This window comes from Exiguobacterium sp. BG5(2022), assembly GCF_031844365.1.
GTDB lineage: Bacteria > Bacillota > Bacilli > Exiguobacteriales > Exiguobacteriaceae > Exiguobacterium > Exiguobacterium profundum.
On sequence record NZ_JAUZVB010000001.1, the window covers coordinates 1492381 to 1514334 of the forward strand.

Below are 21954 nucleotides of genomic sequence, written 5' to 3' on the forward strand. Positions count from 1 at the left end.
CATAATAAGAGATAGACCAGGTCTCTCCTGAGGAGAGACCTGACTTTTGCAGAAAAGGATGATACACATGAATCGTACACAAGTCATGCTCGCCATTCCCGGAAACTGGTCTTCCGCAGAAGGCGTCAGCGAACAAATCAGTTTACATAGTGAAGGCTACACGATGGCTGGTCTGTTGTTGCTCGAAGATGAGACAGGGAAGGCGTTCACCGTAGAAGTCGTCGAACGTGACCCAGCCCTCGCCGAGGCGATGATTCACGCGAGTTCTGGCGGGTTCACCCCGAAAGTCGCGAAAGGAATCGCTCGTCATACGCATGTCGTCTACTTGATTGTCGACGTCAACGATTTGACAGACGTCGCCGCTGCACGTCGTGCCGCAAACGCCGTCTTAAACGCAGGTGGAGTTGGCGTCATGGTCGAGTCAGCTGGTGTCTCTTACTCGAAAGACGAGTGGCAAGAATCAAAAGAAGAAGACCTCGCACTCGACTATTCGCTTCTCACGGCTATCACAGAAGAAGAGAACGCCTATATGTCATGGGGAATGAAAGCGTTCGGTCATGCAGACGTGGCTGTGCCGATGACACTCGACATTGAAGATGCCATCCACGTAATCCATTCGTTCAACTTCCACCTCATCTCAGGTGGCGCGATGTTCGGCGATGGCGACCATTTCGCCTTTGAAGACGGTCGCGCCTTCACGGTCGAGATGGGAGAAGATGAGCGGACGACCATCGACAACTTGTTGCATAACCCGTTTGGCTTGATTTATCTCGTCCCACAAGCAGCAGAATAAGAAAATGGAGCGCCCCGCGGTGCTCCATTTTTATGTGGTCGTCAGTTTCGCATAGATGGCGAAGAAGATGGCGAGTTCAATCATGATGATTAACGGTGAGACGAGAACGAATAGATGGAGGCCGGTGAACACGAGAATGAGCGCGACGAAAAACACGAAATAGCCCCAGTGCAACCGGCTTTCCGGGAAGCGATGATTGTGAAACACGAGCGTCGTCGACAAAAAGTAGACGAGAACGGCACCGAACGTCACCATCACTTCAAAGCGCTCATCCAACTCCCCGAGATACATCAGTTTCATCATGCTCGCCAGAACGCTGAGTGACATCCAAATGAACAGATGACCATACAAAATGATTTGACCGGTCCCGACCGCGTCTTTGTCCACTTTCTTTTCGATGTTGTCAAAGTATTGCCACCAAATGGCGATGAGGACGATGAATGCTAAAATCGAAAAGCTGATGGACCGAATATCCCCGTCTTGCGGCTCGAGCACCGCCAAGATACTGATAATGGATTCCCCTAAGACGATGATGGTCAAAAGACCAAAGCGTTCGAGCAAATATCCTAAGTTTATGGGCGTCATGGCCAAGCGTTTCCGACCGATGATCGGTACAATCAAATCTATGATGAGCCCGAGATACAGAACGACGTAGCGCAAGCTTCCATCAAAAAAGATGGATAACGACGAGACGCCGATTCCAATCCAAAAATAGGTGCCTAAAAAGCGTGCCGCCGAGTCTTGAATACGTCGATTTACCATCGTATACTGCAAGACCGTCATGACGCGCAAACCTAAGTAGCCAATGAGAAATGAATAGTAGTAGTCATCAAAATCCACGTTCAAGCTCGCCGTCATAATTAATACGAAGATCATCTGTCCAATTACGAACAGACGCTGGTGAATCGCATCCTCGAAAAAGCGGTTGATGAACATCGTCTGCCCCACCCACGCCCACCAAATCGGGATGAACATGAGGACGAACTTCGAGGCATATTCGAACGGGATGACACCATGATGGGTATGAAGAAGGACATGGGTCGCCGTCGCAATCGCAGCGACATAAACCAGGTCATAGAAGAGCTCTAACCACGTGGCTCGTTTTTCTTCCATCTAGCCCACCCCGGTTCAGTTCGCCAACACGTCGTGATACTCGGCATGTCGGTCGAACTGATTTTTCGTAAAGGGACAGAGTGGGATAATCGTCTTTCCTTCTTCCCGAGCATATTCGACCACGGCGACAACAAGTTTCTCTCCGATTCCCTGTCCTCGAAGTTCATCACTGACATACGTATGATCGACAATCAGTTTGTCCGCCCCCGTCGGCACGTAGTGCAGTTCTGCCGATGGCTTCGCCTCGTCCCCGACGTAAAACGTATTTTCCTTCTGTTTAATTTCCATTTACTCACCACTCTCCTCTTCTAGTTTTAGCGGGATAAAGAAATGGTCACGCATCGTCCAATCCATCTCGTCCATCAAGATGTCAAACGATGTAGACAAAAACGCTTGGACTTCCCCACTCGTTCCTTCATCAAGCGGCAAGAAAAATTCACTCTTCTCCGCGTCATAATAAGCCGCTTCCGGCTGTAGCGTCACGGTCGGTAGCGGTCTGAACAGGAACGGATAAGGCAAGACAAAATAGCTCGGTCGTTCCGTCACATCATCCCCAAGCCAAAATCCAAATTCAATCAACTGTTCATCGAAGGCGACGCGCTCGATCACTTTGTCTTCCGGAAACGGATGCTCGATCGGATAGATGACGAGCGAGGACACGTCGAACGTCCCCCAAAAGAGTGCCGGTTTGATTTTCCGGCATCGTAGCTTCGATAGGTACGTCAGCTGTTCGTGCGCCGCCCGTTGAAACAGCCTTAATCCTTGCCGGGCATACGCCGCATCATAAGCGAGCGGTGTCTCGTCCGTATCGAGAAGTCCTTGGAAGGTCATCTCCTGTGGTTTCGGGTTGATGCGTATGTCGACCCCATGCGTCCGCAGTCGATTGAATAAGTCGTCATGATAGGACTTGATTGTCTTCCCCGCTTCAATCGGGATGGCGTCTGTCTGATCTTCGACATGAACGACAAGGCAAGAACTTAGTAGATCCACATCAAGCTGGAGTGCCCGTTCCCCTTCAAACAACAGCCCTGTCGTGAACCCATTAACCGTGAGCGGTAGCGAGACATGCCCCCATTGCGGCTCAGGTGGGGCCAGTTGGAGTCTAATCTTCCCTAGTAGTTGGGAAATCAAATGCAAGGTCAACTTTGTATCATGCCAGTCCGAATGTAGTGGAATCTGCATCATCCATCATCCTCTCATCCTTTACACGCGCCACTATGGTCGCAAATCGGTCGCTTCCCGGATTGTCCACACCCGCAGAGCGTGGCCCGATACGTGGAGATGACCTCATCTCCTTGCTCGATTTGAAGGTCGCCACGCACCTCGATTTGTTGCCAGTCGTTTAATTTAACAGACGTCGGGACGTCCGGTTCCTCCGCATCTCCACCATCCTTCCGAACGAACTGCAGCGCACCGCTCGGGCAGCGTTCAATCACCGTCGCGACATCAGGAGCCTCGGCCCCATCCGGTAAGATCCACGGCTTCCGTTTCGTATCGAACACTTCCGGCAATCCCCGTACGCATTCCGCCGCATGGACGCAGAGCGACACATCATAGTACACATCAATCGATTCTCCCACGTATTGTTTGCCTCGCATCGAATCACCCCTTATGTGTTTGCGGGTATTTACCCGTTACACTATGAAAAAAACCCATCATCCCATGACAGGATGATGGGTCATATTCACGCTTGTCTCATTTCTTGCATGCGTTCGAGTTGATGCGTCAGTTCGCCGATCGGCACGAATCGTGCCCGGCGGAGCATTTCTTTCCCGTTGATGAAAAAGAGGACGACCGGCACGGTAAAGATGGAGAAGGCGCCTGCGACTTCCGGCACTTCATCCGAGTCTACCGCGACCGCCTCAATTTCTGGGAACTGATGGAGCATCTCTTCAATCTGAGGTTTCAGCGCATGACAGACACTGCATCCCGGATGTGACACGTAGACGAGCAGCTGTTCCGTGCTCGCAATCCGTTCATTCAATCCAGTCAAGGTTGTCATTGCTTCCATCTTGCATTCCTCCTACTTGATTAAGAGTTGAGCCACAAGACACCGACCGTCTCAAATCCGGCATGTACCGCAATCGAGGGACAGAATCGAGTCCGTACGACTTCAAGATCTGGTAATTTCGACTCGATGAGTGCGACGAGGTCATCTTGCATGTTCGGTGCGAGTGCCGTCTGAACGAACACCCGATTGTCCTTCACACCGTTTTCCGCGTGACGACGTTCGAGTTCACCGACCATCTCCGCATAAGCCTTCTTCAATGAACGGGCCTTTTTGAACGGGATGACTTTCCCCGTCTCATCGAGGGTGATGATCGGCTTGATGTTCAAGATGTTCGCAAGGAACATCTCACCGGAAGAAACACGACCGCCTCGGCGCATCGTCTCCATGTTTCCGATGATCATGAAGAAGTTCTTCTTATCTCGCCATGCTTCGAGAAGGGCGACGATTTCCTCTACTGACTTGCCTTCGGCTTCAGCGGCCTTCCCGATTCGGACGAGTTCTTGTTGCGCCTCGAGTGCGGCATGCGAGTCGATGGTATACACGGTAAAGTCAGCCGCTTCGGCAGCTGCTTTCGAATTTTTCGCCGTACTGCTCAATCCATTCGAGCAATGGACGGCGATGGCACAATCATATCCCTCTTCTTTCAAGCGTTCGTAGCGGGCGATGAAATCTCCGAAGATCGGTTGTGACGTCTTCGCTTCTTTCTTTTGGTCAATCATATACCGATGTAGGTCTTCGAGAGAGAGTTTGGTTTCACTATAGCCGTTCCCGTCCACGATCAATTGAATCGGAACGATATCGACACCGAGACTTGCTGCCTCTTCTTGAGAGAAGTTGGCCATACTGTCGGTAATCCATGCGATTTTTGTCATAACTAAAAAGCCTCCAATAGTCGTTCATTTTTGTCCAATCCCATTATACCTTATTTCCCGCCGCTATTCCTACTCGACCGAACGGGACGAAAAAACAGAGCGACACACGGTCGCCCTGCTCCTCTTCATTTGGTCGAGATCAATTTTGTATGGGCGAACTCATCATGCGGCAACTCGAGGTCTTTATTCGATTTCATCTGTTGAAGTGCACGGATGAGCGGAATCCCAAGCGTCGCCGGGTAGACGACGTCTTTATAGAGTGTCCGCTTGATGACTTGCTCCAATGAAAGCGGGCGTCCATCCGCACTCACGACCTTAATTCCGACGACACGGTCTCCTATCGTCTGACCGTTTCGATACAACATACAATAGACTTCTCCGGCCATCGTCACAACGGTCGGTAAGTAATACCGTTTCACTTCTTTGTCTGGCCAAATCTTCTTACGGACTGCCTTTTCAATCAGTTTTGCCGGTGTCTGAAAGACGAGTTGGTCGATTTGACCAGCGACGGCTCGTTTCCAAAGTGGGACTGCCACAGCAATCATCCTTTCTCTCGGTTCTAGCCTTTCAATTCCTCTTTTACCAGCTGACGAAACCCTGAGAACGGACATCCACTTCTAGCAAACAGGTTCGGTGTCTTGATCTGATTGTCGTAATGCTCGTGAAAAACGTGCGTCGTCGCAGGAGAGAGAGGCGGGATGAGCCAACTCCATTGCCCGGTGACGTCACGCCCCGCGTCCCGTTCGTTTTTTTCGAACCGCTTGAACTGTTTGGCAGCCGTATGGTGGTCGACAATGGTCACACCTTCCCGCTCGAACGATTGCAGGACGGCGATGTTCAATTCGACGAGTGCCCGGTCGCGCCAAAGCGACCGCTCTTTCGTCGTATCGAGCCCGAGTGACCGTCCGACGAGCGGCAACAAATCATAACGGTCCGTATCGGCCAAATTCCTTGCCCCGATTTCCGTCTCCATATACCAGCCGTTAAACGGGACCGAGGTAAACCGTAGACCTCCGATCTCTAGTTCCATATCCGCAATCGCTGGGACTGCGTGCCATTTGATGGTCCGTCCGTCAAACAAGTCCACATCCTCGTGCCGAATGTCCACCTCAAGCACGGCCTCACTCGGCAACTCAAACAAGCGGACGTCTCGCCCGTCCGTGATCATGAGCGGGAGGATATCGAACGGCGTGCCGGCTCCGACCCATCCGAGTTCTTTCGCGCGCTTCGTCATCGTGACGGACATCGGGTCTCCGATGATTCCGTCAGGTGTCTCATATCCCGCGTACCGAATCAATTGTGTGTTCAATAGTTTGAACTCGTTCGGAAGAACCGTCATCGTCGAACGGATTTTTCCGCCGTTCGTGGCGAACCGAAGGTGGTCGACAAGATGGGTGTAGACAGCCTCAAACGTATCGGCGTCCCGTGCGTCAATCACATGGAGTGTCTGCCAAAACAAGCGGCCGATGCAACGATTCGAATTCCGCCACGCCACCTTGGCACCCTCACACAACTCTTCCGTCGTCAATGAATAGGTGCCCGTGCGCTCAATTTCATCTTTGATTTCTCGGAGGCGTTCGGAAGGGTCGTCATGCCATTGCCGCATCCAGTCGCTCGCTTGTTCATACAGATTCATATCTAAGGTCTCCTCACTCGATTCTCTCTTTCTCCATCTTAGAGAAAAGGAGACCCCTGTTTCAACTATCTATTCTCACAGAAGACAAGTCGGATACTCAAGACCGCTCTGGCTGATGGACGAGTTCGATGTAGTCGGTGACTTCTTCGTTTTCGCTCACTTCCTGCTCGAGGGCGGTCATTTGCGCCTCGATGGTCGGACTTGATTCGTAGTCGGCGGCATATTGATACAGCCCATTCGTCACTTCAGTCATTCGACGTAAGCGGACAGGCAAGTCTGTACCGGATGCAAAACGAATGATGAACGTGACGTCTGAATTGCTTGAGTCAACCGCTCTCAATCGTCAGGATGAACCGTTTCTCGGGTTAACGCCTGTTCGTGATACGGCGCAAACTCTTCCGCATCGGCTGGAGATCATGCGCAGTTATCGAACAGCAGTCCCATCTTTTCATTCGAATCGATTAGTCGACCATTTGTATCGAGCACGTAAATGGCATCCGGATACTGTTCAATCAAGAGCGAATCCACATGGAACGGGAGAATCGGTCCAGCTGACAGCATATCCGTGACATCACCATTGACGCGATGAATCCACTTTTTGAAAATCGCCATACAAGCTCTCCTTTCGAAAGAGATGGAAGTTTCAAACGTAAATTCTCGTGTTCATACAAAATAAATAGTTTGTAAAGCATTAATTACCAATTAACCATAATTGTTCCATTGGAAAACCCCACTCGTTTCAAAGTGGGGTCAATGATTAGTTGCGTTCGAGGACGAACGTCTTGTATGCAGGCACGTTTACTTTTCCAGTTGCGCGCTTGATTGTCTTCGTTCCGGCACGGTCGCCATCAACAATTACGTTCCAGCTCCCTTTAGGAAGGGTGACTTGGACATTTGTCGGGTTGGCGTTATGCGTGATGAACAAGTCGTTCTTTTGACCCGGTGCATCTTCGTCAATCGTGTATGTGATGACGTTCGCTTCCGCTTTGTGGAATGTCAAGAATCGTTTCACGTCGCTCGCTTTTGTCATCCGAAGACCTGGGTTGGCTTTACGCATCTCAATCAAGCCTTTCATGTATTGAACGTCCGCCTTGCGGTCGGCCGCCCGTTTCCAATCGAGCTGGTTGATTGAGTCTGGTGATTTGTAGGAGTTGTGGTCGCCTTCCTTCGTGCGCATGAACTCTTGTCCAGCGTGGAGGAATGTCGTCCCTTGACTCGTCAAAATGATGCTTGAAGCGAGTCGGTGCATCTTCGTCTTGTCCATTTCTGATGCGGTTGGGTTCGTTAACTCTAGCTTATCCCATAACGTGTGGTTGTCATGGGCTTCAACGTACGTGATGGCTTGCGTCGGCTCTTTCGTGAATCCTTTAATCGTGTCGCTATAAGCGATCTCACCGACGATTCCCGTCTTCACGCGATTTTCCATGCCCTCTTTTCCGTTGACGAATCCTTTGTCCTCATCGAAGAAGACGCTGCCTTTCAAGCCGTCACGGATGTTGTCATTGAAGTGGGCGATGCCCGGCATGTCGTAGGCGTTCTTTTGATTTGCTTTTAATTCAGCATCGAGCGGCGTACCAAGGTCCCATCCTTCTCCGAAGACGAGAATCGACTTGTCGACTCGATTCAACTCCGAACGAACCTTGTTCATCGTGTCGACGTCATGGATTCCCATCAAGTCGAAACGGAATCCGTCCCAATGGTACTCTTTTGCCCAATAGACGACCGAGTCGACGATCAGCTTTTGCATCATCGCCCGTTCGGAAGCCGTATCGTTTCCGACACCTGTTCCGTTGGCAAAGTCACCACCCGCTGTGTAGCGGTAGTAGTAACCCGGTACGATTTTGTGCAAGTTCGATGCCTGTGCATCGAACATGTGGTTGTATACGACGTCCATGACGGCACGTAAATTGTTGTCATGCAATCCTTGAATCATCTGTTTCATTTCCATGATGCGTACTTTCGCATCGTAAGGATTCGTTGAATACGACCCTTCTGGTGCATTGTAGTTTTTCGGGTCATATCCCCAGTTGTACGTCGCCATCGGATTCGTCTCATCGACGGAGGCCGTGTTGAAGTCATAGACCGGAATGAACTGAACGTGTGTCACGCCGAGATCTTTGACGTGATCGAGCCCTGTCTTCGTTGCCGTTTTCTTTCCGTCAACGAGAAGACGCGTTCCTGGTTCGATGACACCGAGATACTTTCCTTTGTTTTGGATGCCTGAGTCGTATTTGTCCGTCTTCACATCAAAGATGGAGAAATCACGGACATGCGTCTCATAGATGATCGCGTCCGTCGATTGTTTCAACTTCGGTTTCATCGAATTCCAACGTTTTGGATCTGTCTCTTTCAAATCGACGATGACACCTTGGTCACCGTTCACGCCGACAGCCGTCGCATACGGATCGACCGCACGGACCTTCCCTGTCGCATGGGTCACTTGGTACGTATAACCGATGCCGTCCAGGTCACCACGAACTTCCGTTACCCACGTGCCGCGCTCACCGCGCTTCATTTGAATCACTTTCTTCATATCTTTGTCGTTCGTCGGTCGGTTCGTCGGCATGTTCCACAGTTCGAGCTCGACTTGTTGAGCCGTCGGTGCCCAGAGGACAAACTTCGTTTTCGACTTTTGGTACGTGACACCGAGTTTACCGTCGTATGCATATTTCGCATCGAATTCTTTCGAACGAAGAACTTTGCCGGCCTGGAGCGTCTGTTCTCCGAACTCCGGGTGCGAGGCTTTGATGACTTTCGCTAAATCGATGTCTGCTTTGAATTGAATCGTCACCGACTTGTCGCTAGCTTTTTCAATCGATTCCACCGTTGCCCCGTCTACGCTCAATTCATCGATGAACGCATCCGTGATGACGCGATTCGTTGTGAGTGTTGCTTGACGGAACGTGTCCGCCGAGAACGAGACAAGTTTTGGAGAGCGATCGATTTGTGGCTCTGAATAGTAGATTGTCGAATCTCCTTCAACGAGCCAAATCTCTTTCGCAGTCCCGAGAACGAATCGGTCTTCCCCATCCTTCTCCGTCCATTCTCCTTTTTTCGTGATCAAGCCCATGAGTTTCTTCGATTCCGGGTTGGCGAGTTTCACGTTCGCGACGGCACCGAAATCATCAGCCTCATCGAAGGCGATGCTCTGCCCGTCCCCACCGTCCGGCCAAGCCCAAAGACCCCAGTCCGTATATGTATTGTCGTAACGGAAATAATGAACTTTCATATCGATTTCCGTCGAAGCCGTCTCCCCGTCCGGGTTCGACGTATAGATGGTCGGATCGCCCGACTTGATCCACACTTCGGCGACACCATCTTGAATCATATCGCTTGTGATGAAGCGGTCGTTCTCAGAACCTTTATCTTTGTCCCAATTATCCGTGCGGACGATGAGACCGATTTTTTCAGGTGAATCGACTGGGAATTCGTAAGCCGCCACCTTTCCGAATGCATCTTCCCCGTTGAATGTGAAGCCTTTGTTCGGGAAGTAATCTGGGCCGTTCGCCCAAAGCCATAAGTTCCAATCCTTTTCGTTATCCGGCGCCTCTTGATAATGGACGACGACAAGCGTCGACTTCCCTTTATCTAAAGCGGACGTCGGCATCGGAAACATTGACAGAATCAGTGCAAACGTTAGCACAACTGCCCATACGGGTTTCCATTGCTTTTTGACCATGAGGGTCCCTCCTTGTAGCACTATTTTGAGAAAACGCTTACACAGAAATTGTAAACGGTTTCTTTTAGTGAAGCAATGTTATTTTAGTAAAGTAGAGCACTAAACACCTTTCCTCCACAAAAAGGATTGCTTTCCGAGAGTTCAACCTGTATATAGAATTTAAGGAGGAAAAACTTAATTGCTATCACTTACAAACTTAATTAATAACCTAATTGCCAACGCGAGCCTTTTGCTCGTTGGTCTATATCTGATCTCACGTTTTACCAAGCTCGGTTTCACAAATAAATTACCGATTCGGCGTCAGATGACCATCTCCATCCTCCTAGCAGGACTCTCTATGATCATCACGCTTCATGGTGTACTTTGGAACGCTCAAGCGGACTTTCAGTATGGATTTGTCCCACTCATCATTTCTGCTTTGTACTTTGGGATATCTGGTCTGCGTATCACGTATGTGACGAGTATTATCCTACTTCCGTTTATCGTTCCCGGAGAAATACTACTTCTGATCACACTCCTAGATTATTCCGTAGCAGCTGGAACAGCATTTCTGTTCTTACGAATGCGCGAACGGATCCAGCCGACACAAGATATTCGAATCGTAAATATGATTAGTCTTACGTTCATTGCACTCTTCTCTATTCTCAACATGACGAACTATAAGGAGCCAAGTGCATATTTTATAACACTCATCTGGTTTTTATTCATCGGTTACGCGGCAGGCTTCTTTTTGCATATCGTGTATGGTGGCATACGAAAAATCGAACGCTCTGAACGTCTTATCACAAAATATAAAGAAGCGGCTTATACGGATACATTAACGGGGTTAGGTAATAGAAGACAGTTTGATGAGGAAATGAAACGCGTCGATGAAGAAGTGTTCATGTCGCCGAACGAGATTGCGTTGTTGTTAATCGATATCGATCACTTCAAATCAGTTAATGATACGTATGGACACGATGCGGGTGATGCAATTTTAGTCGAGCTCGGTCAACGTCTCTCTGGAATCGCGCGAGCAGATGACATGGTCTGCCGAAACGGCGGAGAAGAGTTCTCTGTTTTACTTGCCGACTGCAACCTTTCGCAAGCCATGTCGATTGCGAATCGCTATTTGACCGAAGTTTCGAAACAACCGTTTCAATTACCTAACAGATCGACGCTTGAGGTCACCATTTCAATCGGAGTATCGAGCACTTCTGAACGAAAGGTCGTCACGTCCGCCCAACTAATCAAAAAGGCAGACATCGGTCTTTACGTCGCCAAACGGAACGGACGAAATCAAATCGGCAAATGGAGTCAACAGAAAGCAAACTAACCTCTCACATTTGTGAGAGGTTTTTCAAAGTTTATTCCATTCATCGAGCGACTCCAAGTACCACCGATAGCTCATCTTGATTTCTTCATCTGTTAAGTCCGCTGGTAAGAGTGAACGTGGGACTAAACCTGTGAACTTGGCGCCTCCGACATGTGCAAAAATATAAGAGGCGACTTGCTCTGACATGTCTCTTGTCAAAAAACCGGTCACATACTTTCCATCCTTGCTCTCGAAGACGATGTCGAGTCGGCGACCTTCCTGTTCATCGATAATCAACTGGTTGTAAAGTCGATGTGCCTCATCTTTGTGCTTATATACCATCCCACGCCTCGCATTGTCATCAATCTCCCACTGATGGTCTTTTCTCTCTTTCGCCGTGAAGACTTTATCAAGCATTCTTGGGTCATCAATCGTTAAGCAACAAAAGATATGTTCATACGACAGTTGATCGTCGTTCACTAAGTCCATGATGTCCGTCTTCGGGATAATCCTTGCCTTGTAGCGTACCATGACACGACGGACGACTTCTTCTTTGTCAAAAATGAGCCACTGCTTCCGTCGCTCAAACTTCTCATGTAACATCTTATAATCCATCGACTTCACCTCACGTACAGCATATCAAAAGACGACGTCCGGCAGTTGCGGACGTCGTCTTGCTTAGTTCCCGTATTTTTTGAACAACTGATAATTCTTATTTCCACCTGACAAGTTGTACACATCGGTGAATCCGAGGTTACGGAGCACGTTCTGTGCCGCGTTGCCCGTCACGCCTCCGTTACAGTAAACAACGGTCGGTTTGTCCTTGTCCATGTCTTTCGCCGCTTCCCGAAGGTTACCGAGTGGGACGTTGACCGCACAATCGACACACGCCTTCTCGAACTGTGCTGCTTTCCGCGTATCGATGATTTGCATGTCTTCCCCGGCATCGATTCGTGCCTGAAGTTCGGCCGGCGTGATGAGTCGAGCCGCCTTGTCGATACTGTTCGAAAGCACCATCCCCGTATACATGACCGGGTCTTTCGTCGTCGAGAACGGTGGTGCGTAGGCGAGGTCGAGATGGAACAAGTCGTCCACTTTCGCCTTAAGGGTGATGGCCGTGACGAAGACGTCGATTCGTTTGTCGACTCCTTCAAATCCAACGATTTGGACACCGAGCAGTTGACGCGTCGCACGATCGGCGACCGCTTTAATCGTCATATCTTTTCCACCCATATAGGCAGGCTTATCCGGTTTCGTGTTATGAAGTACCTCGATATCGTATCCGAGTTCGCGTGCTTCTTTTTCGGCGAGACCCGTCTGTGCGACGGCAAGTCCGAACACTTTGAAGATGCCCGTTCCGAGGATGCCCCGATGTTCGAGGTGACCGCCCGTGATGACGTCCCCGGCGGTCCGCCCCATCTTGTTCGCTGTCGAACCAAGTGGACGCCAAATCGGTTTCCCTGTCACGATCGAGAAACTCTCCGCGACGTCTCCTGCCGCATAGACGTCTGGGATGTTCGTCTCCATCCGCTCATTGACGGCGATCGCACCCGTTTCACCTAGTTTGACTCCCATGTTCATGGCGAGCTCGACGTTCGGACGGACTCCGACAGACAAGATGACGAGGTCGGTCTCAATCGTCTTCCCACTCTCCGTGACGACCCGTTCGACGTGTCCGTCACCGACAAGTTCTGTCACGGTCTCTCCGAGCATGAGCTCGATTCCGTTCTTCTCGAGGTGTTCCTCAACGCGACACGCCATATCCTTGTCGAGTGGTGGCATCACTTGCGGTACACGTTCGATGATGGTCACGTCCACACCACGAAGCTTCAACTGTTCCGCCATCTCTAGACCGATGAAGCCGGCTCCGATGATTGTCGCATGTTTCGGGTCTGTCGAATCGACGAAGGAGCGTGTCGCCTCCGCATGTTGGATGTTTCGAATCGGGAAGACGTTGTCCGACTTCACCCCTGGAATCGGTGGGATGATGCTCGACGCACCCGTCGCAAGGACGAGGACATCATATGAGTCCGTGAACGTGTCACCCGTCTCTAAGTTTTCAACCGTCATCGTCTTCGTGTCTTTGTCGACTGACGTCACATTATGACGCGTCATCACGTCGATGTTGTAGCGCTTCTTGAAGAAGGCCGCATCGCGCGGTGTCAAATCGTCACGTGACTCGACTTCTCCGCCAACGTAGTAAGGAATCCCACAACCAGAGTACGAGATATCGTAATCTCGATCGTAAATCGTGATTTGTGCGTCTTCGTTGTTCCGACGCGCTTTCGCCGCAACCGATGTCCCTGCAGCGACTGAACCGATGATGACTAGTTTCATATATAATCCACTCCTCAATAAAGTAATAAGCTGATGTATAGGCCGAGCAACGTGATAGCCAATGTCGGAATCGTCAAGATGATCCCGACTTTAAAGTACTGTCCCCATCCGATTTTGAGGCCTTTCGTACGAAGGACGTGGAGCCATAGAAGCGTCGCTAGCGACCCAATCGGGGTAATCTTTGGACCGAGATCGGAACCAATGACGTTCGCATAGATTAACGCTTCCCGAACCTGTCCGGTCGTATGCGTCAAGTCGATGGCGAGCGCATCAATCATGACGGTCGGCATATTGTTCATGACCGATGACAAGATGGCGGCCAAAAAGCCCATCCCGAACGTGGCACTGAAGCTGTTAACCGCGAACCAATCGATAAAGTTCGCCAATACTTGAGTGAGTCCGGCATTTTGTAAACCGTAGACGACAATATACATCCCGAGCGAGAAGAAGACGATGGCCCACGGTGCACCTTTGATGACTTGCATCGTCTGGACCGCTGACGAGCGGTTAGCCATCACGAGGAAGAACAAGGCGATTACACCCGCGACGAGCGAAACGGGGATCTCGACTAAATCACTCGTGAAGTACCCGATGACCAGTAAACCGAGTACAATCCAGGATAAGCGGAACATCGTATGATCTTTAATGACGGACGAAGGTTCAGCCAACTGTGAGGCGTCATACTGTTTCGGGATATCTTTTTTGAAATAAAGGTACAACACGAGCAGACTCCCCGCGACCGCGAACACGTTCACGAACACCATCCGCGCGGCGTACTCGGCGAACCCGATACCAAAGAAGTCGGCTGAGACAATGTTGACGAGGTTCGAGACGATGAATGGAAGACTTGCCGTATCGGCGATGAATCCCGATGCCATAACGTATGCCAAGACGACCGTGTCCGGTAGTTTGAGAGCCCGGACCATCGCTAAAACGATTGGCGTCAAGATGAGCGCCGCCCCGTCGTTCGCAAACAATGCTGCGACGAGGGCACCGAGTAACGTGATATAAACGAAGAGTTTCACCCCGCCACCTTTGGCGATTCGCGCCATGTGTAAAGCGGCCCATTCAAAGAATCCAATCTCATCTAAAATGAGTGAAATGATGATGATTGCGATAAAGGTGAACGTCGCGTTCCAAATGATGCCCCATACCGTTCCGACGTCATCAAGATTGACGACGCCCGAAACGAGAGCGATGACAGCCATCCCCATCGCCGAGTAACCGATGCCGAGGCCTTTCGGTTGCTTGATGATGAGGAAAAGCGTCACAAGAAAAATTAAACTAGCAATCCACTGCACAATGTAATCCTCCAATAATCTCTATTTATTTTTTAGCAACTCGGCTGCAAACCGTGCAATACGAGTGTCATTCCCTCTTCTGTTGATTCAACGTCGAGCGTGACGTTTGCGGACAACGCTGTAGCTTCGTTCGCCACGGCAAACGTAAGGTCGTCGAAGTGCTTCACCTCATCGGTCGCTTCCGGTGTCGCTACGGCCAAACCTAGTGTCGGTCCACAGCAACCGGCCTCCGTGATGATGCGGACCGATTTTGTCTGCTCCTCCTCTAGCGCTGTTTTTAAGTAATCGATGGCTTCATTCGTGATGTTCATTTCACTTCCTCCTTCAATAGTTGGGATAACGCGGAATATCCGACTGGCAAATGTTCTTGCCAGGCGAGTATCGTCGGACGCCGATAGCTGTTCACACGTTCGAGCCATAGGACTTCATTCGCGACTTTCGCGGTCAATAGTTTGCTCGTGACATCGAGTGGCGTGAACGATTGATTAACGACCCAAGCGAACGGTAGAATCTTAGCCCGATTCAAATCTGCTACGAGTCGTTCAGCTTCATATACCGGCGTCGCTTCAGGCAAGGTCGTGATGATGACGTGCGTTTGTTTCGGATCACGTAATTTCGGCAACAAATCTCGGACTGCTTCCGGGACAACGCCAGTCGAGCGTTCGAGTTCGCGATGATAACTCTCGGTCGCATCTAACAGAAGAAGCGTGTGTCCGGTCGGTGCCGTATCGATGACGACGAAACGGTCTTTCGCTTTCGCCACCTGATTCGCAAAGGCACGGAAAACGGCGATTTCTTCGGTGCACGGCGAACGCAGGTCCTCTTCGAGCATCATACGTTGCTCTTCATTCAGGTCCCCTGCTTCCTTGAACACATCCTGTCGATACCTCTCAATTTCAACTTTCGGGTCAATGGCATCGACCGTGAACGTATCTGCAATGTTTGTCCCAATCGTGAAAGCGACATGAGCGGCCGGATCCGTCGTCGTCAAATGAACAGAGTGCCCTCTTTCATGAAGCGCAACCGCAATCAGCGAAGCAAGTGTCGTCTTCCCGACACCACCTTTCCCCATCGTCATGATGACACTTGGACCGTCCGCCTCAATCTCATCAACGAGTCGATCAAGTGATCCGTAACGACTCGAGTCATAGCATGCATTTGCGACAGCGACCGTCTCTCCGTTCACAAAGCGCCGAAGTGCAGAGACACCGATCAGATTTTCGTAAGCATATGGAAGTTTGAATGCCTCGAGGTCAGTTATGCCTTCAGGAAGTTCACGGAGTGCTTGTTGCTGACGCTCGATGAGCCGCTTCATGTATCGGTCTGCCCCTTCATCCTGTTGGATAAGACCGTTGACGATGAGCTGCATTCGCTCGATACCGATGGCGCGAAGTTCGGTCGCGGCACGCTCCGCTTCGATGAGTGTGGATGTTTCGGGACGGGCAACGAGAAGCAGTGTCGTCTCTTTACCATCAGTGAGCGTCTCAACTGCCTTTTTGTACTGCAATTGTTTGTCAGCTAAACCGGCAAGCGGACCAAGGCAAGACGCACCTGTCGTGTTCGTCTCCAAAAATTCATCCCATGCACTCGGCAAGGTGAGTAGGCGCAACGTATGACCAGTCGGTGCCGTGTCAAAGATGACGTGATCGTACGCCTCACGGGCTGACACGGACGTCAACAAGTCCGTAAATTGGTCGAATGCCGCAATCTCAACCGTACAGGCACCGGATAATTGCTCTTCCATCGACTGAATGGCCACGTCCGGCAATACACCTCGATAAGGTCCGACCATGCGCTCCATATATTGTTTTGCCGCTTCTTCGGGATCGAAGTTGGCGATGGCAAGCTTTGTTTCCGGAACGAGGCGCGGCGTCTCATCGAGTTCCATCTCAAACACGTCTTGTAAATTACTAGCCGGGTCGGTCGAAACGAGTAAGACACGCTTGCCTCGGTCGGCGAGCGTCAGGGCGAGGCTTGACGCCGTCGATGTCTTCCCGACGCCACCTTTCCCGGTCAAGAACACATAACGGGTCGGTTCAATCGTATGAAAATCAAATGTCTTCATGAGCATATCTCCTTATTTCTTCAGTGAGATGCGAACTTTCGGCTTTTCTCCATCTTTCTTGGCAAATGCGTCAACTGGTAGTCCCGTCAACTCCGCAATTTCTTCATCTGTTAAATAGGCACCCCGTTTTACGATTTTTCCATCAACTACTGTGAGCGGTAGCATCTCGAGCCCATTTGCAATTTCAGCTTGCACCTTGACATTTTCAACGAATCGATTCGGTTCCGATGCCAGATTATAACGAGCAACATCGAAGCCTCGCTGTTTTAACACGTAGTGAATTGTCGCCACTCGCGTCAGTTCTGGATCGATGGATGGACCACATAATCCTGTTGGACAGCACATTGCCGGTTCAAACACTTCAAGTTTCATCGTTGACTCCTCCTTAAATTGCACATTCGGTGTCACAGTCGCAACTCACATCGATTGTCTCAATCTTGTCGAGCAAATCGACGACAATCCCATAAAAAGGGCTCGTCTCATTCAATCGATAGTGGATCCATTGTTTGTCTCGGCGCTCTAATAACAGTCCAGCCTGACGCAACATCTTCAAATGACGGCTGATTGCCGGCTGTGAGATGTCAAAACAGTCGACGAAACTACACGCACACTGTTCTCCCGCTTCCATCTGTTTCAGCATGGTCAATCGAGTCGGATCACCGAGCACCTTGAGTACTTTGCTTAATTCTTCTGCAGTGTACATTTCCACTTCCCCTTCCTGTATAACCTAATTGTTATATAACGTATCCGTTATGAAATTACCATACTTTTCAACTTCATTCAATTGTCATTTCAAAAAAAATCCGTTATGATGAAACACGTTGTGAAAACACGTAACGTTGGAACATTTCCTTTCATATAATGTGGCATTTGATCTTCGTGAGACTCGAAGATCAAAGTCAAAATATAAAGAGAGGTGTGTTCTTCTTGGAAAAAATGAATACAATCAAACAAGACTGGCTCGGTAACGTCCGAGCAGACGTCCTTGCGGGGATTGTTGTCGCTCTCGCCCTCATCCCTGAGGCGATCGCGTTCTCACTCATCGCTGGCGTCAACCCGATGGTCGGGCTCTATGCTTCGTTCATCATCGCCATGGTGATTTCAATCGCAGGCGGTCGCCCTGCGATGATTTCGGCTGCGACCGGTGCGATGGCGCTCGTCATCGTCTCACTCGTCGCCGACCATGGTCTTCAATATTTGCTGGCCGCTGGGATTCTAACGGGTTTCATTCAAATCGTACTCGGTTATCTCGGCATCGCCCGCTTAATGAAGTTCATTCCACGCGCCGTCATGGTTGGCTTTGTCAATGCGCTTGCCATTCTGATTTTTCAAGCGCAACTATCCAACTTTGAAGGGGAAAGCTGGATCATTTGGGCAATCGTCGCCGCGTCACTCGCCATTATCTTCTTATTTCCGCGAGTCACAAAAGCCATCCCTGCACCACTTGTCGCCATCGTCGTCATGACGATTTTAGCCATCACACTCGGTCTCGATACGAAAAATATCGGAGACATGGGAACAATCTCAGCAACACTCCCGGAATTTTTATTCCCGAACGTCCCGTTGACGTTTGAAACGTTGTTGATCATTCTTCCTTACTCGATTTCCCTCGCATTCGTCGGATTGATCGAGTCGCTCTTGACGGCACAAATCGTTGACGATATGACAGGAACGGACTCAAACAAAAACCGTGAATCGCGCGGACAAGGGATTTCGAACATCATTGCTGGGTTCTTCGGTGGGATGCCAGGATGTGCGATGATTGGGCAATCGGTCATCAATGTCTCATCGGGTGCTCGTGGACGTCTGTCGACACTTACAGCCGGTCTCGCGCTCTTCGTCATGATCATGACAATCAGCGACGTGCTCATGCTGATTCCGGTCGGCGCGCTCGTCGGGGTCATGTTCTTCGTCTCCTATGCGACGTTTGACTGGGGTTCGCTCAAAGCGATGCGTACCGCCCAAAAATCGGATACGGTCGTCATGCTCGTCACCGTACTCGTCACCGTCGTCACACATGATTTGTCACTCGGTGTACTCGCCGGGATTTTGACAGCAGCAATTCTCTTCGCTGCTAAAATCTCAAAAATCGATCTCGAGCGAAAGATCGATGCCGACAAGGCTCATTACATGGTGAACGGTCAGCTCTTCTTCGCCTCGACATCTGAATTCGTCAATCAGTTCGATGTGACAGAGGATGCTGAAGCCGGTATCCAAACAGTCACCATCGACTTTGCGAACACGCATCTTTGGGACGACTCTGCCATCGGGGCAATCGATAAGGTCATCTTCAAATATCGGGAAGTCGGAATCGAACCGGAACTGCTCAACTTGAACAAAGACTCGGAAAAACTGCTCAACACACTCGCCCTTCACTTGAAGCAACAAGACGCGAACGCAGGGCACTGATTCATCATTTCCCCGTTTCGCCAAATCACCTATACTAAAAGTAGAACGTGCGAAAGAGGAGGAGTTTTTCATGGGAAAGGTATTTTTAGCGGCAGATGGTTCTGCCCACTCGAAACGTGCGCTAGAAAAAGCGATTCAGCTCGCAAAGGCGTCGAATGCATCGATTGATATCGTGCACGTCATCAGTGCGAAGGAATCGAAAGAAGCGGCCCTCAATTCGACAGGGAAAATCGACTTGGAGACGAAGCGAAAGCAGATGCTCAAGCCACTGTTCGATTTGACGGAAGCAGAAGGCATTGCCTACGAATACATCGAACTTCGTGGGGAGCCGGACGTCGAGCTCGTCAAATATGCGAACCATGAACCATACGAATACGTCGTCGTCGGATCACGTGGATTGAACACGTTCCAAGAGTTCGTGCTCGGTAGCGTGAGTCATAAACTGGCCAAACGAGCTCTCGCTCCTGTCATTATCGTGAAATGACGCATCGTCCCCATCCGTCGTGAGATGGGGATTTTTTGTGTCACATACAGGGGACATACCGTTCATGTAGAATGTTTTAAAGACAGCTAATTCAAAAGGAGGTTCTCGCGATGGACATCGCAAATGACCCGAATACACTTTTTCTCATCTTACTACCTGTTTTGATTTTGCAACTCATCCTGCTCGTCGTCGCCTTGATTGACTTGTTCAAACGCGACATGACGAATGGCCCGAAATGGGTATGGCTTCTCGTCATCGTCTTCATCAACATACTCGGCCCAATCGTATACTTCTTATGGGGACGGACTCCGCGATGAAAATCACACATGTAACGAAGCGATTCGGCTCCTTCACGGCGCTCGATGATGTCAGTTTCGAATTACGACCGGGTTGCACGTCCCTCCTTGGAGAAAACGGTGCCGGGAAGACGACGCTTTTGAACTTGCTCGCCCGCGTCACCGAACCGACAAGTGGCGATATGACCGGACACGAACGTATTCGGATTGGCTATTTGCCTCAGCGCCCTGCCCTCTATCCATCGTTGACTCCCGTCGAGACGATTCGGTATGCCGCTGAATTGACGGGGACCAAACACGTCGAGCCGATTCAACTATTGAAACGAGTCGGGCTCGAACCGGTCGACCGGCCGGCAGCGAACTTATCGGGAGGGATGCGACAGCGTCTCGGGATCGCCCAAGCGCTCGTCCATGACCCGGAACTCTTACTGCTCGATGAACCGGTCTCGGCACTCGACCCACGCGGTCGACGAGAAGTACTCGATCTATTAAGTGACTTGAAACGAGAGCGAATGATCCTGTACTCGACGCACGTCCTGCCGGATGCCGAAGAGGCAAGTGACTGGGTGCTCCTGCTTCGACAAGGCAAATTGCTCATGGAAGGAACCGTGACCGACCTGCTCGGTTCGAAGTCGACCATTGAGCTACGTCTCTTTGACGATGGGACGACCGATGCAGACTGGACGCAGTTAGAAGGCGTGACCCGAACAACCAAACGTGGTTCGACGTGGACGTTTGAGTCAACGGACCGGAATCTCGCCGAACGGGCGATTTTGCGGCGCATCCTGGAACGGAATCTCATCATCCAATCACTACACGTCGGGCACCCGTCACTCGAATCTTTATTCTTGGAGGTGAACGCCTGATGCGTACCGCAATCTTTAAACAAGAATGGCGAGAGTCATGGTCGAACAAACGACTCATTTGGATCCCAATCGTGCTCATGCTCCTTGCCTCGATGCAACCGCTCACGCTCTATTTCCTACCAGATATCCTCGCTTCCGGTGGCAATTTACCGGACGGCGCCGTGATTGATCTCCCGACACCGACACCAGAAGAAGTGTTGATTTCAGTCAGTGAACAGCTTCGCCAAATCGGTCTTCTCGTCGTCTTGTTGTCGGCGATGCATACGTTCAGTCATGAGCGGACGAACGGAACGCTCGCTTGGCTCAAGTCGTTACAAATCCCGACGTCTCGCATCGTTATCAGTAAATGGGCACATTACGTCCTATTGACGGTCGGTGGTCTCGTACTCGCCCAATTAGCGGCCGCTTACTATACGGTTATTCTTTTCGAGGCGTTTGATGTAACCGCATTTCTCATATCTACAGCACTTCTTGTCTTTCATTTTGTCGTTCAGCTCTCCATCTTCATTCTCCTCGCTGCGATGATCGAGAGCGGTGTCGTTGCGGTCGTCTTGACGCTCGGTCTTCATTTCGTCATGTCGCTCCTCATCGGCTGGGTCGACCTCGATTGGATGCCATGGATGCTCGGTCCACTATCGAGTCAGGTGTTCTTGACAGAAGTGAATCTCGTGTGGCCGATTGTGACCGGAACCGTTGTCGTCATCCTATCCCTGTATATGGCGTCGAAACGACTTCGGTTCATGAGTCATACGGCGTAAACGTCTGACCTTACAAATGATTCATTTGCCACAGCTTCAT

The 21954-nt window shown here is 50.4% G+C and carries 25 protein-coding genes; 7 read left to right on the forward strand and 18 right to left on the reverse strand.

Features of this window, described 5'->3' with window-relative positions:
• The first annotated feature begins 67 nt into the window (after positions 1-67).
• A complete protein-coding gene (locus Q9R25_RS07690; protein WP_047795005.1) occupies positions 68-793 on the forward strand; it encodes a hypothetical protein in 726 nt (241 codons plus the stop codon).
• 30 nt (positions 794-823) lie between these two features.
• On the opposite strand, the gene Q9R25_RS07695 is transcribed toward Q9R25_RS07690, so the two are convergent.
• From Q9R25_RS07695 to pulA, 11 genes are all read right to left on the reverse strand, one after another.
• On the reverse strand, positions 824-1906 hold the full coding sequence (locus Q9R25_RS07695) for a low temperature requirement protein A (protein ID WP_214690579.1): 1083 nt from the start codon (positions 1904-1906) through the stop codon (positions 824-826).
• Between the two features lie 15 nt (positions 1907-1921).
• A complete protein-coding gene (locus Q9R25_RS07700) occupies positions 1922-2194 on the reverse strand; it encodes a GNAT family N-acetyltransferase (RefSeq protein ID WP_074036091.1) in 273 nt (90 codons plus the stop codon).
• A complete protein-coding gene (locus Q9R25_RS07705) occupies positions 2195-3088 on the reverse strand; it encodes a DUF5996 family protein (protein ID WP_251125256.1) in 894 nt (297 codons plus the stop codon). It abuts the gene before it with no gap.
• Between the two features lie 14 nt (positions 3089-3102).
• Entirely contained in the window at positions 3103-3504 is a 402-nt protein-coding gene (locus Q9R25_RS07710; protein ID WP_074036089.1) for a (4Fe-4S)-binding protein, read from the reverse strand.
• A gap of 86 nt (positions 3505-3590) precedes the next feature.
• Positions 3591-3917, reverse strand: a complete 327-nt coding sequence (locus Q9R25_RS07715; protein WP_196431086.1) for a thioredoxin family protein — start codon at positions 3915-3917, stop codon at positions 3591-3593.
• A 20-nt stretch (positions 3918-3937) separates the two neighbouring features.
• The gene (locus Q9R25_RS07720; RefSeq protein WP_074036087.1) at positions 3938-4789 is read right to left on the reverse strand and encodes a DegV family protein; all 852 of its coding nucleotides are present in this window, start codon (positions 4787-4789) and stop codon (positions 3938-3940) included.
• 125 nt (positions 4790-4914) lie between these two features.
• Positions 4915-5334, reverse strand: a complete 420-nt coding sequence (locus tag Q9R25_RS07725; RefSeq protein ID WP_074036085.1) for an RDD family protein — start codon at positions 5332-5334, stop codon at positions 4915-4917.
• A gap of 14 nt (positions 5335-5348) precedes the next feature.
• The gene (locus Q9R25_RS07730) at positions 5349-6425 is read right to left on the reverse strand and encodes a nitric oxide synthase oxygenase (protein ID WP_214690577.1); all 1077 of its coding nucleotides are present in this window, start codon (positions 6423-6425) and stop codon (positions 5349-5351) included.
• Between the two features lie 97 nt (positions 6426-6522).
• Positions 6523-6765 carry a hypothetical protein gene (locus tag Q9R25_RS07735; RefSeq protein WP_074036083.1) on the reverse strand — a complete coding sequence of 81 codons (243 nt, stop codon included), beginning with the start codon at positions 6763-6765 and terminating at the stop codon, positions 6523-6525.
• 74 nt (positions 6766-6839) lie between these two features.
• Complete coding sequence (locus tag Q9R25_RS07740; RefSeq protein WP_074036082.1) at positions 6840-7037, reverse strand: hypothetical protein; 198 nt, start codon at positions 7035-7037, stop codon at positions 6840-6842.
• A gap of 145 nt (positions 7038-7182) precedes the next feature.
• A complete protein-coding gene (gene pulA, locus Q9R25_RS07745) occupies positions 7183-10104 on the reverse strand; it encodes a type I pullulanase (RefSeq protein ID WP_214690576.1) in 2922 nt (973 codons plus the stop codon).
• Between the two features lie 178 nt (positions 10105-10282).
• Between pulA and Q9R25_RS07750 the strand changes: the two genes are divergently transcribed.
• Positions 10283-11419: a GGDEF domain-containing protein gene (locus Q9R25_RS07750; RefSeq protein ID WP_214690575.1), complete on the forward strand. Its 1137-nt coding sequence runs from the start codon at positions 10283-10285 to the stop codon at positions 11417-11419.
• 24 nt (positions 11420-11443) lie between these two features.
• Here the strand turns inward: Q9R25_RS07750 and Q9R25_RS07755 are convergent, their stop codons facing one another.
• From Q9R25_RS07755 to Q9R25_RS07785, 7 genes are all read right to left on the reverse strand, one after another.
• Entirely contained in the window at positions 11444-12013 is a 570-nt protein-coding gene (locus Q9R25_RS07755; RefSeq protein ID WP_214690574.1) for a hypothetical protein, read from the reverse strand.
• A 63-nt stretch (positions 12014-12076) separates the two neighbouring features.
• The gene (locus Q9R25_RS07760; protein ID WP_311282976.1) at positions 12077-13735 is read right to left on the reverse strand and encodes an FAD-dependent oxidoreductase; all 1659 of its coding nucleotides are present in this window, start codon (positions 13733-13735) and stop codon (positions 12077-12079) included.
• Positions 13736-13749: 14 nt separating this feature from the next.
• A complete protein-coding gene (locus tag Q9R25_RS07765; RefSeq protein WP_214690572.1) occupies positions 13750-15036 on the reverse strand; it encodes an arsenic transporter in 1287 nt (428 codons plus the stop codon).
• 32 nt (positions 15037-15068) lie between these two features.
• Entirely contained in the window at positions 15069-15347 is a 279-nt protein-coding gene (locus tag Q9R25_RS07770) for a Fe-S cluster assembly protein HesB (protein ID WP_074036072.1), read from the reverse strand.
• The gene (gene arsA / locus Q9R25_RS07775; RefSeq protein ID WP_214690571.1) at positions 15344-17101 is read right to left on the reverse strand and encodes an arsenical pump-driving ATPase; all 1758 of its coding nucleotides are present in this window, start codon (positions 17099-17101) and stop codon (positions 15344-15346) included. The genes Q9R25_RS07770 and arsA overlap by 4 nt, the downstream gene beginning before the upstream one ends.
• A gap of 12 nt (positions 17102-17113) precedes the next feature.
• Positions 17114-17473 (reverse strand): arsenite efflux transporter metallochaperone ArsD, encoded by a 360-nt coding sequence (gene arsD, locus Q9R25_RS07780; protein WP_214690570.1) that lies wholly within the window; start codon positions 17471-17473, stop codon positions 17114-17116.
• 13 nt (positions 17474-17486) lie between these two features.
• Positions 17487-17804 carry an ArsR/SmtB family transcription factor gene (locus Q9R25_RS07785; RefSeq protein ID WP_012727076.1) on the reverse strand — a complete coding sequence of 106 codons (318 nt, stop codon included), beginning with the start codon at positions 17802-17804 and terminating at the stop codon, positions 17487-17489.
• 233 nt (positions 17805-18037) lie between these two features.
• On the opposite strand from Q9R25_RS07785, the gene Q9R25_RS07790 reads away from it, so the two are divergent.
• From Q9R25_RS07790 to Q9R25_RS07810, 5 genes are all read left to right on the forward strand, one after another.
• A complete protein-coding gene (locus Q9R25_RS07790; RefSeq protein ID WP_214691255.1) occupies positions 18038-19510 on the forward strand; it encodes a SulP family inorganic anion transporter in 1473 nt (490 codons plus the stop codon).
• A 70-nt stretch (positions 19511-19580) separates the two neighbouring features.
• Positions 19581-19994 carry a universal stress protein gene (locus Q9R25_RS07795; protein WP_047794988.1) on the forward strand — a complete coding sequence of 138 codons (414 nt, stop codon included), beginning with the start codon at positions 19581-19583 and terminating at the stop codon, positions 19992-19994.
• Positions 19995-20104: 110 nt separating this feature from the next.
• Positions 20105-20311 carry a PLD nuclease N-terminal domain-containing protein gene (locus Q9R25_RS07800; protein ID WP_012727079.1) on the forward strand — a complete coding sequence of 69 codons (207 nt, stop codon included), beginning with the start codon at positions 20105-20107 and terminating at the stop codon, positions 20309-20311.
• Complete coding sequence (locus Q9R25_RS07805; RefSeq protein ID WP_159562797.1) at positions 20308-21156, forward strand: ABC transporter ATP-binding protein; 849 nt, start codon at positions 20308-20310, stop codon at positions 21154-21156. Before Q9R25_RS07800 ends, Q9R25_RS07805 begins: the two co-directional genes overlap by 4 nt.
• Complete coding sequence (locus Q9R25_RS07810) at positions 21156-21914, forward strand: ABC transporter permease (RefSeq protein ID WP_214690569.1); 759 nt, start codon at positions 21156-21158, stop codon at positions 21912-21914. Before Q9R25_RS07805 ends, Q9R25_RS07810 begins: the two co-directional genes overlap by 1 nt.
• Positions 21915-21954: the final 40 nt, after the last annotated feature.